Consider the following 13,179-nt stretch of genomic DNA (forward strand, 5'->3'; position numbering starts at 1 on the left):
ATGGTGGAAAAAATAGCCTAAATAGGCTGATTCGATGTGTTTGCGGGAAAAAAATCGGCCCAGATCCGCGAAATTTTAATCAGCGAGTCAGCTTGGGAAGAAATGACCTGCTTATTCGCACCTTCCCTAACAGAGCCGCAAGCAAAATATTTGTGTCTTCTATTCTTTCGATTTGAAGCATTTGTAATCTTAAATCAAGTGCCTGCATTCTTGCCTGCTCATGCGCAGTTTCTTTTTCATCAGCACTACTGATTTTTACCTGCCAAGCGTCAGCACCTGTTGTATCCGCATAGCGTGAATAGATCTCATATCTTAACATTTCCCACTCTGAAGGATTATCCGGGAATGTTGTGCCGGGAAATAAGGTCGCATACTTGTTTTTTACGGAAGCATCTGACCAAGCAAGGTTTGCTCCCTGCGTAGAACCTAATGCGGATCCTATTTTGGCTCCTCTGGAGTTCACTGATACATTACTTGCTTTTTTCATTGCCAGTACGGAATCAATGGCGTTTGTTCCAGCAGTGCTTCTGGAGACAAAGCTCGAAAAGGCAGATAAATATTCTCGACCTTCATTTGTGTCTTCTAATCCTTTGTTCTTCAATGGTTCAACGGGCAAGTTCCCTATAAGATTTCTTTTTGCTGCTTCAGCAACCTCAATCTGCTCAACAGAATAGGACTGATTCGAAACCTTATTAGACAATGCTTCGGATTTAGATAATGGTGGTGTAATTAGGCTTGATGCCGACTTATCTTTATCAGGATACTGACCTATAGTATTGCACCCACCTCTGTTATATTTCACATCATCTTCAGAGCAAACATTTATTGATACTCTGCCCATGATGTTTTTCTTGGCCTCATTTATTCCGGTATTTGCTTGTGTAAACATCTTAACGCTGTTTTCAGATAAAGCCTCTTTCGCTGAGCTTGTATTCGATCCTGCTGCACCACGACCACCTGCGCTCGTGACTTCTTCACAGGCGTTAGCATCAGGTATTCTCTTTAAGATATTTTTCATACGCTGTTCTTGGATTGCCTGACTGGCATTACTGACAACAGCATTCTTCTGATTCTCATTTGCTGTTATGGTTGATTGTGCCAGCTTGTCGTTCATTGAAACTAATGTTTCAATTATTCCATTGCCCATAGATTGGGGTGAAGCCCCCATAAGATACGGTGTCAAAACCTCTTCTGTGACGGGCCAGACAGCAAAAGCTGTATTTGTATACAACACAGAAAAACACAAAGCTGAAACCACTGTTATTCTCTTTAGTTTAAATTTATTATTCCTCATCACAACACTCCTATCAACTTATTACCTTCTTTATTATTTAACCAATTAAATATAAGCTGTCAATTTTGAAAAAAATAATTTATTGGCATTGGTGCGGAAAAGTAGTATAACCAGAGTGTTATAAATTAAACGGAGTGAGTGTCATGGTTGAGGAAGTTATTTTCCCGCAAGAAAAACAACAGATTCTGGATGAAATAAACGGATGGCTTACCACTGTCTATCCTTATAAAAAATCACCCGCATATCTTTGTGACCCGATTGATAGAGCCAGCAATTTTTTCCGTATTGATACTCACAGGAAAAAGTTCAGTATTTATCTCAGATTTGGGAAGACATGGGCATCCTCTCAGAATAAATCTATCGTCATCGCAAAAATCCGCTTTGAAAAGGAACGTTCAGGTCATGGTTCAACGTTGCTAAATTTATTGGCAGTTATAGCACAAAAATATAATTATGAAACGATTGCCATTGAATCAGTTAATGATAATAGTAGGAATTTTGCTTTGAAATTTGGTTTTTCAGAATATCAAACCGATAATGATTATATCATTACAACTGACAAACTTGCCACTGTACTTAAAAAATCACATGAATCAACGCTTACCTTGGGGTAGAATTCATGAGTCATACAGTGTTATGGCTGTTTCAAATTAGGGTCCTATCCCCCACACGAAATATGATAACATTTCTTATACAATATATTTCCCTGAAAAATAAGGAGTTGCTGATGCTAAGAATTGAAGTAGAAACAGCAAAGTTGACTGTTGGAAACAGTGAATTTTTAATCGAAATACCAAAATCATTATATGAAGTAATTTCAAGTCAAAATAAAAAGGACCAATTAACAACGATAAAAAATAATGAAGCAGAAAAAATAGAGTATTTTTTAAGAGATAGATTATATTTTGACATAAGGCCACCAAGTAAAAGACAAATGGATTACATAATAGCAATAGCAGAAAAATTAAAAATAAAAATTAATAAAAAAGTATTCGAAAGCACATCCATAGCAAGTTCCTTTATCGATAAGTATAAAGATGCTTTTGATAAAAAAGTAGAAGAAGAACAACAAGCATGGGTTGAGTATCAAAAAAGTGATGAATATAAAATTCTTCAGCAAGTTGAAAAAGCAATAAAACGACATTTTATAAGATATAACACAACAAGAAAAAAATTAATTGCAAAGCAGCTGGTTGAATCTGGTTTATCTATTAATGACGTCGCGGAAAAAATAGGTGTCACAACAACCACCATTAATAAATATTTGTCTGAGGTGGCAGATATAACTGATAAAGCTATCACCAATGTTAGTTCATGGATAACATTCCATTATTTATTATCAGGAATGGTATTCTCTAACAAAGAAAAATTAACCCCTAGCGAATGGAGAGACACTTTCATAAATTTATCAATGAAAAATAGATGGTATGAAGAAGCTTGGTTTTTTACAGAAGAATAAAACCATATCAGAGTAATATCTTTATTAAAACAGGCTGTGGCGATATTTTATTTTCGATGCAGCCATTTCAACTTTGTTTATAAGGGAAAATATAAAGTGAGTTTCATTGCAGATAATAATCAGTTAGAAAGAGGACCGAAGCCCTCTTAATATCACATTCCATCATTACCTTCTTTTGATGATGAACTACCACCGGAAGATCCACTACCGCTCCCTTTCTCTGGAGCCTTAAAGCTTTCAATTGGTGAAGCTTGGGCCTGAAGATTTATAGGCAACAACGGTCTGTTATGCTCACCAAATGATACTGCCCTGTTAGCAGCCTTTTGAGCTACATTCATATAACCCGCTGCACCTGCTGTATCACCAACAGCATCTGCTGCCTCAGCCGCATTGTAAGCCGAGTTAGCACTTTCAAGAGACTGATATTCATCCTGCTGATCCAGTGGGCCAGCATTACTCATATGAGTTCTGAATGCAGATCCCGTATCATTGGCTTTATTAGCTGCCTGTACTTTCCCCTGTTTAGCCTGTTGCTGTTGTTGAAGCTCACGTTGCTGTTCACGGTCTTTGTTGATTTGCGCATTCCTGAGCTGATTACCCATCGCATTTGAGGTATGAGAAACCTGATCCAACACGGTTTTGGTAAACATAGCACCTTCGACACCTTTTGATGCCGACTGTGCGTAACCCGACATGCTCTGACCACCATGAACACCAAGCCACTTCATAATTTCATCAGGGATGATGTGAATCAGTGAAAGTGATTTCTTCACTACCGTGAACATCATCGCAATATAAACAGCAATGAGAGCCAGTGACTCGATGATACCTATCCCTGCATTGGCTGACATCATGCCAAACGCGCCGGAGAATGTTTCATTGACGATCCCACCAAGGATAGGGAGCATCGTATAGGCTGCTATCAATCCTGTTATCATTAGCGCTGGTCGCATGGTTAACGATAAAACCAGACCATAACCAGCGCCACCACGACCCACTACGCCATCACCGTCTGGATGTAAATGTGTTATTACCCATAATGGTGCTGCGACCATTGCTTCAAGGCACAGGATCATCCAGCCGACGCAAACACCAAACCACATGACGTAAGGCAACATAGGAATAACGACGGCTAAAGTATCGCCAGCTATCCATAATGGGATAACCAGTGGCATAACAATCCCCATAGCGCCAAATGCACCTGATACCCAGCTTGCAGTCGCTGATGTCCATGCGCCAAGGCCTGCGCCAACAACCGCAGAACTTCCTAATAACGTCCAGCCAGCGGCACTGATTGTATCCCCAAGCCCTTTAACGGCTAATAACGGGTTTATCGCCTGTAAATTGGCAGCGGTTGTGTCGGTTGAAAATGAAACAATTTTCCCTTGCTTTCTTCCATTAATAACGCTGGAACTGAGAAAACCCGCCATTGCACCAGAAATACTCTTATTGGCTTCACTTTGAAGAGAAGAAACTATTTTTCCAGCATCATCTGTTTTAGGGCCAGCGCCACTTTTACCACTGGTATTGGCTTCCGTTCGGTTTTGCGCATCAATACCATTCGCATATCTTGAAGCTGTCGTTGATTTCGCCATATCCTGAGCCACTTTTGCCATAATCGCGTTCAGGCTGTTATCGAATATATCTCCGTATTCCATTGTCGCTTGCCCACCTACAGGAAGATTATGAGCTGCTCCATTAATCGCATCCTGCACACGGATCAGTTTCATACTCCATGCGCCAGCCATAAACCATCCGTCTTTCTGGACATTCTCTTTGAAATCATCCCACTGGTCGCCAGTGGAGAAAACTGTTCGTACTGCAGTATCAATAATGGATACATATGAGGCCGTTGCGCTGTTTATTCCGGTCTGAATATCAATATTATTATCGGCCACATACTTTTCAGCCAGCGTTTTCATACTATTATCAAGACCGATGAATGCGGCATTGTGTGCCTCAATAACATCTGAAATATTCGTCTTTATATCCTGTGGCATATAAGCCATATACATGCCGCCAGCAGCAATGGTAGCCTGAGCTTTAGCCTGTTCGTCATAAGAAGCTTTGGCCTTCGGGTCTGTAAGCGTGATGCTTCCACATGCAGCCTTGGATACCAGTAAATTCTTATTCATATCATTACCGGCATTGCTGGCTCCATAGCTGTATGTGTATAAATAGGCACCTTTCTCCGGTGTCATTTCAAACGCAGGCGTGACGTGTGGGAAGGGATCGGCTGCTGCTGATTTCTTCCATAATTCTCCCGCCTTTAACATACAGACGTTATTGATAAACGCAGTTTTCGCTATACGGTCAAGTTCCTGATAAGACGCTGATGTCGTGATAACTGCTCCATCTGAGGGGTTGGAGGCATACGTATTCCAGACGCTATCCGCCAGACCGACTCCCTGATTAATCATCCACAGCACCATAACCTGAGCGGCACAGAAACCACCTGCTGCCGGAAGTATCATTGCCGTGCCTAATGCAGTTCTTACGGGCAACCACATGGAAGACCATTTCTTACCCAACATTTCTCCATCATGTGCCGTTGACATGGTTCCGGCAATCAGCGTGTAGGCAGCTAAAATACCACCAACCAGCAAAACGGCGCTGTTAAGGATTGTCATAGTGCTGGCTAAGGGACTTTCCGCTAAATTGTCGGGGAATAAGATATCCAGAAACCACAGCTTTGATTTGTCTGTATCCGGGACAGTAAATAAATCGGCGGCATAAGCTGACTGAGTTAATAACAGGCAAAATAATATTGCTACTAATATCGACATTTCTTTTTTCTTTATATTTATCATCATTACATTCCTTTGCCTCTTACTTCATTGAATTACTGATGCTGCTCCAGACATCGTTTCCGCTTACTGTTACTCCCGATCCTGACGAAGAGCCTGTTCCTGTAGAAACACTTCCACTTGCGATATTCCCAATCACGGGCATATCAATAGAAATACTTTCGGATATACTTCCGGTCAGTTGACTGACTTTTTCTCTCGCAATCGAACAGGCTTTACTTATTGCTGCTTCCTTTGTTTTTTTAATTATTGAATCCACAGATGGCAGGCTGATGCCAAGGTTTCCCACAGGCCAAGCGTCCGTACAACCAATCGTCTCAAGCGACTGATTGATGTTATCCATGAAATTCTTCGCTACCGGCTCTAACTGAGCCGCATCCTGCTTCATGGCGTTATATTGCACTTGTTTTAATGATGAGCTGACATCCGGGCTACAGACTGCTGCGTTAGCCGTGGTTGCTGAAATTAATATTGTTGCAGGAAGGATTATTTTGAAAATGTGGACACAGACATTTGTTCGCCATTTCTTTTTATTAAGTTTATACATTTGATACTCCTTTGATTTATTACATTTTATTCACCATGTTTTCTTCTTGTGATTAAATAAAAATACAATGCCTTATTAATATATATTAAATAAAATGGAATTAATCAAGAGAATGATAATTTAATTTGACAATGACTTTATTTTTGATTACTGTTTAAAAGTAAATGAATGATTACTCCAAAAAATTTATTACAATACTCTGAAGAGGCCAGTTTATCTGGCTTCTTTTAATTTAATAATGATTTCACCTTCCACATCCCAATGTTTAAAATATGAATATATGTGTATAAAAAGTTCAGAGAAGTCGCGTTAATGGATCACTAAATATTATCCCAATCTAACGGTTCTTCTGGTGGCACAAGACTTGTGTTCTCTACAGAAGGGATTTCATTTATACTTTCACTCTTCACTAACCCTTGAGACTTTTTAGCCTGCAATCTTGCGATTAACAAATCTATGTCATCTTGGTTATTAACTTCTTGTATAACTGCTTCAATTGACCTGTTTTTATCTTTAAGTGTGCTATTGCCGCCGCCATTGACGACTATGCTTTCGGGTTGTTCTTCCATTGCTTCTTTCTTTTTTATAATCTCTGATACAAAGCGAGCACGATCACCATTGAAGACAATAGCAGGGTTTATGAAATACCAGTTTTTCTCATTGGTTTTAGCAATAATACGTTTTTCGATGAGTTCTTTGATCCCTCTGTAAAAGATAGATTCAGACAAGATAAAGTGATCTATCTTTTCCGCAAGAGACATTGCCTTTTTACAGCTCAGGTAGAAATGATCTTTGCCTATCGCATCCTGATATATTCGTAAAAATATGAAAAACACTTTGTATGCTGTTTTCGTGAGATCAAAGTATGCTTTTATCTGAGAGGTATAGAGTTTAATGAACTCTTCTTTATCGACCTCTTGTGTATGCACGATATTGGCAAAGTAGCTTTTACCTGTATCTTTCTTTTCGATAAGTTCTGTGCCTCTTGAAACGGTCAGATTTTTCTTTCGTGTTTCAATCTTTAGCTCTGTCTCAAAGCAAAAAGGATTTAATCCTAAATCTAAGTCAACGTCTATTTCATTCATTTCATTATTACCTCTTGTTATTTTATTTATAATAAATTAAATACCATGCACAAAAAAGATATCAAGTTTTTTGCATATTTTTTTGCGAAAATATTTTCAAAATCGCAACTATTCCAGTGACGATACTTTAAAGCACTGTCGTTTTTAAGCTAAAAATGACATAGAAACTGACTGCAAAGTCAGGAAAGCTCACCGTGCAGTCAGGAATACTGACTATAGAGTCAGGAACACTGACTGTACGGTCAGTCGTATATTTCCATTTTAAGCCTTATGCCGTAAGGTCTACAGACCGGTTTTTTCTTAATTTAATTTTGCAAGAAGTAAGAGATAATACTTAATAGGATTAAAAGAAACCGGGCGATTTTTATAATCGCCATACAGGGTTTCAACATTTTAAATGATTAGTTTTTTTGAGTGCAATATTTATTTTTATTGCGAAGCATTTCTTTCTATTTCACTAACATCTTTTTTTTGAAAATCACCACCATCTATGAGCTGAAGCTCATGTGCTGACGCACGGCTACGCCCTCACTCTGACATTGATATATTTTTTTTGATAAGGTCGTTTCAATATTTTCTAGTAACGATGAAAAGATCGGTTTAGATCGCTTTATCATCCAGTTATAAAATTGATCTTATGTTTTAACATAGCATTACCGCGATAAAATATAGCATTTGCTCTTAAATATAGAGAAAAACCATATTCAAAGAGGCAGCACTTAGTGATTGTTCAAGACAATCACATTGCTGGAACAGGGTTCATCCCTGTTTAAGATATGGATTCATCCATAAAAAATTGCGGCGTAGCCGCTAATCGCGTTAAAGAAAAAAATTATAGATTTACTAGTAAGTTGGCAGCGCTTCGTGATTGTTTAAAACAATCACGAAGCTGAAATATAAAATACAGAAAAATGAAAGCAACTTATAAAACAGGTTCATTGTAGAAAAGAAACCAATGCAATAAAAAGTAAAACTGTACCCCTAAAATACCTCTGCATAGTTATTCTAAGCTTCGCTAATTGAATAATTAAGAAGAAAAATGCTCACAGGCCAGTTATAGCTTTAAACCAAGTACCGACATCCGGGAGTTAAAGTCCCGATTCCCGGTACTTAAGTTGATAACTATTCTTAAATAAAAATGTTATAGTGTTATTTATATATATGCTGTCGCACTACAGTTTCATAAATAAAAACATTAAGTGTTAGTTATTTTAAAAAATATAAACTTTAAGTATTGACTTGCATGCAAAATATAGTATTTACTTAAATGTATAACTAAAAAAATAAAGGGGTAAATACCATGATAGAAAATAATATACAAACTGAAGTAAAAAAATCAAGAAGAGGTCTCCCTCGTCATACTAAGAACCCATTTCTTAATGATACAAGTCTACATACAAAAAACTGGCGTCAGACATATTACTACAGGAAAAGATCGATTAGCATTAGTTAATGAAAATACTGGAGAGCAAGTTGGTAATGGCGGTTTCTATCAGGCTATGGAGGTTGATAAGACACAGTTCGTGAAACTTTATGTTGATGGAGTATCTGCTATTGAAGGACTGTCTTCATCTGGTAAAAAAGTTTTCAAGACCCTTTATCTTGCTATCAGAGATAATAAGGATACTGATACTATTTTGATGTCATACGATATTGTTGATCAAGATGTCGTAAAAATATCAAGAACAACATATTTCAAAGGCATGAAGGAACTTGCTGACAAAAAGTTTATTGCAGAGACTATGATACAGAACTATTATTTTATTAACCCGGACTATATGTTTAATGGTGACCGTTTGACCTTTATGAAAACCTATTATTTAAAGGATGAAAAATCGAGAAAAGGATAATTACAGCCCATCAAAGACATGATAAATATAATAATTTATTGCAGCATATATACATTAATAAATACTCGATTTATTGATTATATAAAATATAATATTGATGATATGGATGTTCTTTAACCAAAAAGAAACAATGAGAAAATAAAACATACTTCATTTAGATAATTATAAGGACAGCGACCAAGGCTATGATTTAATTTAGACAACTGATTATTGATATCATATAAGATTGATGGTATTTTCTGGAAGATTTTTAAGTTTCTATTGAAAATATCTTTGAACAGCTTTCGGCTATCATATTATGTGTCATTAAATAAAACGAAACACATGTGTTTTTAAATTCACAAAGCAGATTTGTAAGGATATCACCTATTACGTTAAAACTCAAAGTTCAATCCTTTCTGAAAGGTCGCCCTAACTCATCTATGTTCCAAAATCATCTGATTGCACACTTTCCCTCATATGTTCTTGACCGAATAAACCTAATAGTAGACTATGTGTATAGTTAACTATTTAGGATCATATAGACTCTGCCTCCTCTTTAGTTGAATGAGGATTAGTCTGCTATAATAGATATTTAATAGCTAAATATCTACGTTTTCTTTAAAAACTATAGCGATAGTATCTGTTGAAATCCACAGCTATGCCCTAGGAGAGAAAGTGAAAACATTCAAAGATGTATTTATAAAAATTGATGATAAATCAATAAAAGATTTTATTTCAAAGGTTACTGATGCCACAAAAAACCACTGGAGTCGAGCATATGAAAGTGAGGAAAACTCAAAATATTTAGGCGAAATTGCTTTTAGCTTTAAACGGTCAGGTGATAACATTTTACCTGATGCTGGTCTAAGCATTTTCCAGAAAGAAAATAATATTTGGTATATTCCTAATGTTGTACCTTTAGAAAAAGGACAGCTAAACTACGAGGAATATAATACAATACTTACGGATTTCTATAACTCGTGCTTGAAACCAGTTGCACTAGAGTTAAAAATTGATGTTGAAATAACCTCGGATTCCTTAACTGCAGAAGATGTTGTAGGAGATGAAGCAGGAAAGCTATTAAAACAATTTTCATCTTTAGCGAATAAATCAACAGGAAGTTCACATCCTAGTGATCAAGAAAGATGGTTTGCATTTATTGTAGAAACATGTAAAAAAGATAAACATGTGAATACTTCTGATCTTGTACGTGTATTATGTGAACAAGGTTGGAGCGAAGATTCAGCACATAAGCTAGTTATAGAGTATGAGTTTGCTCGAGATCTAATCACGTACATGGAGCGATGATTCATGTATTTATCAATAAGCAAAGTCAAAGATGAATTGTTGAAAAATGAACAACCAGTGTTTTTCTTTGACACATGTTCAATATTAGATATATTAAATTCTATCCATTTATATGGATTGTCAGAATCTTATGCAAGCAACATGCTTGAACTCATCAAAATAAATGGAAAGTCTTGTTGGTTAGTATCCTGCCAAAACGTTAACGAGGAGTGGGTTGATAATATTGATGCTGTTCTTTCCACTATGGAAAAAGAAATAAAAAAGCTAGATCGTAGTATAAGTTCGACAATTAACGTGACTAACTTAGTTTTAAATACCAATTACTCTATGCTACCGAAATTTTCAGGTCTCAGTATATCTAGTAAAATAAAGTCCTTATCAGAATCATTTCTAAATTCTTGTCGGTGTATTGAAAGAACTAATGATCATACGCTAAAAGCAATGCAGAGAGTTCGCAAACTTGAAGCACCAGCTAGAAAAGGAAAACTTGAGCCAAAAGATTGTGAAATTGTTGAATGCTTTTTAGAGTTATGTCAAGAACTACGGGGGGCTGGTTTTAATGAGAAAATCATATTCGTTACTGCAAATAAAGATGATTTTGGGTCATACAATGATCTAAAACCACCACTTGATACTCAATTTTCGTCTAATCAGGCACTATTGATAAATAGTGTGGATCATATACTAGCAATAGCAAGAGGGCAAGCATAAAAAGATTTAAAGATTAAATTTACTTATCCTAATCTGGCAGAAACGTTAAAATTATTATTCTATACAGTTTCTGCCAAGAGGTGAGTTGCTTTGATTAAGTACAGATTGTCGCTACTGCTTACTTCCCTAATATTGTGAATATTAACTTTTACCCATTAGATATCCAGAAACAGCCTTTTCTCCCTCTCCAAACATTTTTCGCCTAAAAACCACACGCCCACCTTTTGATTTAGGCCAGAATTTCTGCATACGCTCATCTACACAAACTTCATTTCTTCCTGAAGACATTTTCGTCGCCCTAAATACACACTCACCAAATGCTTTAGGTTGCTTACTTGAGGGCAATCCAACTAACGAGACAATAGCTTTGCTCATTGCAAGTCCTACACCAATATCCAGCGCAGGTAATGAATATCGCTCTGAAAGAGCTATATTAATAATGTTACGCGTATCCTCTATTGAATCAATTGCTGCTCGTCTAGCACGATACATAGCATCGGCTCTGTTATCTTCGCTCACTTTAAAAAATGCAAGAATACCATCACCTAAATACTCTGTTACTTGCCCCTGTTCAAATTCTACTGTCTTTGCTAAAGCAGGTAAAAGCGCCGAGGTTTCATAAAATACCCGTTGCAGTTGCGATACTTTAGCTGTCTTTGCAGATATTGCGTTTAATAAGTGTTTTGTTGAGTCGCGCATATCGGCAACGAAAGCAACAAACTCACTAATGATTGTCTCATCTTCAGAGACCCAAGGGTGTCCGGGCAACATTGATGGAACAGCTGCATCTATCGCATATCCTTCCAATCCTAAATTAGCTTTTGCAAGGCTTTCATGAACGACTATTGTTTTCCCACCATTTTCCCAATGCAATTCAGCCCGGTCCAGAGCGGTATTAACAATATCTTTTATCTGATCTTTTTTTGCATTATCCATAATGTTTACTTGATAGTTAAGGAGTAAAGATACAATCCAATACTTAAGGATAGCCAGACATAAATAAACTTCGTGCAAATAGCGTATCGGCAGAACTTCATTTCCCTGATATAAGTTAACTTCATTTTTTCATAAATTAACTCATGCATTATCTGCGTTTCATCGGGTAACATATCAAAAACATCTTTTACCGTGTAGTTTGCCTTTGCTTTTATAAAAGATCCAATGAATGAATACTCAATTTTAAAAACTCCATCACCGTAAAATATTCCTTTCGGTTTCTGCCCATATATCCCAGAAGTAGGATTTGATATTGAAGTTAATGCTAAAAATAAATACAACACGGACACAATCCAAGAACATATCATTATAATGATGAGCAACTTACAGATATCATATTGTTTCCACAACAACAAAACAGCGTCAGATATATCTTTCACTAACGTTATTGGCATGAAAGCAACGACAAACAGAAAACCAATTTTAACATCAATCGCCCTAATTGTACTCTGAACATCACTGATAGATTGATAGAGAAATTCTATTTTTTTGTCCATTTTGATCACTATAAAAAATAATATACACTCGAATGTACTTGCACTATTTGCAAACAATCATTATACACTAACCTATCAAAAACAAAAGGGCGAAATAATTAAATCACTAGCGTAAGATGTCTGTTTTTTTATTCCGCCTATTTAGATATAGCATTTAAATACAACCGTTAATTTGCCTTATGTTATAACAATCAACTATTTTATGATGGGGAATATTATTTTATCTTAGAAATTAACCAGTGCCATAAAGATGTATTTTCAGTGGTAGATGATGTGTTCGCCCATGACGGATTCATCAGATCGCTTGGTAGTAAATATTTATGGTCATCCTCATCAACAACTACAGCATTTAACTTATCAGCTATCTGCAACATTTTACAATAAAGCGCCTCGTCTGGATGCTTAGTCGAAATCCTTCCATCATTCCAATCAAGCCAAGGTTCATCGTGTTCACTTTGACCACTCCATATAGCAAAAAACTCCCCATTCTTGCGATCTATTGATAGTTCGTTATCATCATCAACAAGCTGGAGCCATTCCTCACTACTGATTGGATTGCTTGCGCTATCGAACCAATTATCTGTTCTTATTATATGAAGTTCCCAGCCCATAGACACCTCCGTTGCTTGATGAAGATACAATA

11 protein-coding genes and 1 pseudogene are annotated in these 13,179 nt (G+C 36.7%); 5 read left to right on the top strand and 7 right to left on the bottom strand.

What is annotated here, in order from left to right; translation table 11 throughout:
- Nucleotides 1–79 precede the first annotated feature (79 nt).
- Nucleotides 80–1,294 (bottom strand): hypothetical protein, encoded by a 1,215-nt coding sequence (locus ACHHZ6_RS21895; protein WP_395123000.1) that lies wholly within the window; start codon nt 1,292–1,294, stop codon nt 80–82.
- Between the two features lie 143 nt (nt 1,295–1,437).
- On the opposite strand from ACHHZ6_RS21895, the gene ACHHZ6_RS21900 reads away from it, so the two are divergent.
- Both ACHHZ6_RS21900 and ACHHZ6_RS21905 read left to right on the top strand, forming a co-directional pair.
- Entirely contained in the window at nt 1,438–1,908 is a 471-nt protein-coding gene (locus tag ACHHZ6_RS21900; protein ID WP_319165921.1) for a GNAT family N-acetyltransferase, read from the top strand.
- A gap of 113 nt (nt 1,909–2,021) precedes the next feature.
- Nucleotides 2,022–2,753: a helix-turn-helix transcriptional regulator gene (locus ACHHZ6_RS21905; protein WP_047740110.1), complete on the top strand. Its 732-nt coding sequence runs from the start codon at nt 2,022–2,024 to the stop codon at nt 2,751–2,753.
- Between the two features lie 152 nt (nt 2,754–2,905).
- On the opposite strand, the gene ACHHZ6_RS21910 is transcribed toward ACHHZ6_RS21905, so the two are convergent.
- The 3 genes from ACHHZ6_RS21910 to ACHHZ6_RS21920 all read right to left on the bottom strand — a co-directional run bounded on the left by ACHHZ6_RS21910 (nt 2,906) and on the right by ACHHZ6_RS21920 (nt 7,192).
- A complete protein-coding gene (locus ACHHZ6_RS21910) occupies nt 2,906–5,566 on the bottom strand; it encodes a DotA/TraY family protein (RefSeq protein ID WP_395123001.1) in 2,661 nt (886 codons plus the stop codon).
- Between the two features lie 16 nt (nt 5,567–5,582).
- Nucleotides 5,583–6,107: a hypothetical protein gene (locus ACHHZ6_RS21915; protein WP_395123002.1), complete on the bottom strand. Its 525-nt coding sequence runs from the start codon at nt 6,105–6,107 to the stop codon at nt 5,583–5,585.
- 320 nt (nt 6,108–6,427) lie between these two features.
- Nucleotides 6,428–7,192: a hypothetical protein gene (locus tag ACHHZ6_RS21920; RefSeq protein WP_395123003.1), complete on the bottom strand. Its 765-nt coding sequence runs from the start codon at nt 7,190–7,192 to the stop codon at nt 6,428–6,430.
- Between the two features lie 1,300 nt (nt 7,193–8,492).
- On the opposite strand from ACHHZ6_RS21920, the pseudogene ACHHZ6_RS21925 reads away from it, so the two are divergent.
- From ACHHZ6_RS21925 to ACHHZ6_RS21935, 3 genes and pseudogenes are all read left to right on the top strand, one after another.
- Nucleotides 8,493–9,042 (top strand): annotated as a pseudogene (locus tag ACHHZ6_RS21925) (replication/maintenance protein RepL).
- Nucleotides 9,043–9,699: 657 nt separating this feature from the next.
- Nucleotides 9,700–10,332: a hypothetical protein gene (locus tag ACHHZ6_RS21930; RefSeq protein ID WP_395123004.1), complete on the top strand. Its 633-nt coding sequence runs from the start codon at nt 9,700–9,702 to the stop codon at nt 10,330–10,332.
- Between the two features lie 3 nt (nt 10,333–10,335).
- Complete coding sequence (locus ACHHZ6_RS21935; protein WP_395123005.1) at nt 10,336–11,043, top strand: PIN domain-containing protein; 708 nt, start codon at nt 10,336–10,338, stop codon at nt 11,041–11,043.
- Between the two features lie 141 nt (nt 11,044–11,184).
- Here the strand turns inward: ACHHZ6_RS21935 and ACHHZ6_RS21940 are convergent, their stop codons facing one another.
- The 3 genes from ACHHZ6_RS21940 to ACHHZ6_RS21950 all read right to left on the bottom strand — a co-directional run bounded on the left by ACHHZ6_RS21940 (nt 11,185) and on the right by ACHHZ6_RS21950 (nt 13,147).
- Complete coding sequence (locus ACHHZ6_RS21940; protein WP_395123006.1) at nt 11,185–11,979, bottom strand: adenylate/guanylate cyclase; 795 nt, start codon at nt 11,977–11,979, stop codon at nt 11,185–11,187.
- Between the two features lie 5 nt (nt 11,980–11,984).
- Nucleotides 11,985–12,536, bottom strand: a complete 552-nt coding sequence (locus ACHHZ6_RS21945; RefSeq protein ID WP_395123007.1) for a hypothetical protein — start codon at nt 12,534–12,536, stop codon at nt 11,985–11,987.
- A 215-nt stretch (nt 12,537–12,751) separates the two neighbouring features.
- Nucleotides 12,752–13,147 carry a hypothetical protein gene (locus ACHHZ6_RS21950; protein WP_395123008.1) on the bottom strand — a complete coding sequence of 132 codons (396 nt, stop codon included), beginning with the start codon at nt 13,145–13,147 and terminating at the stop codon, nt 12,752–12,754.
- Nucleotides 13,148–13,179: the final 32 nt, after the last annotated feature.

Source organism: Enterobacter cloacae complex sp. 2024EL-00214 (genome assembly GCF_043945575.1).
Classification (GTDB): Bacteria; Pseudomonadota; Gammaproteobacteria; order Enterobacterales; family Enterobacteriaceae; genus Enterobacter; species Enterobacter cloacae_P.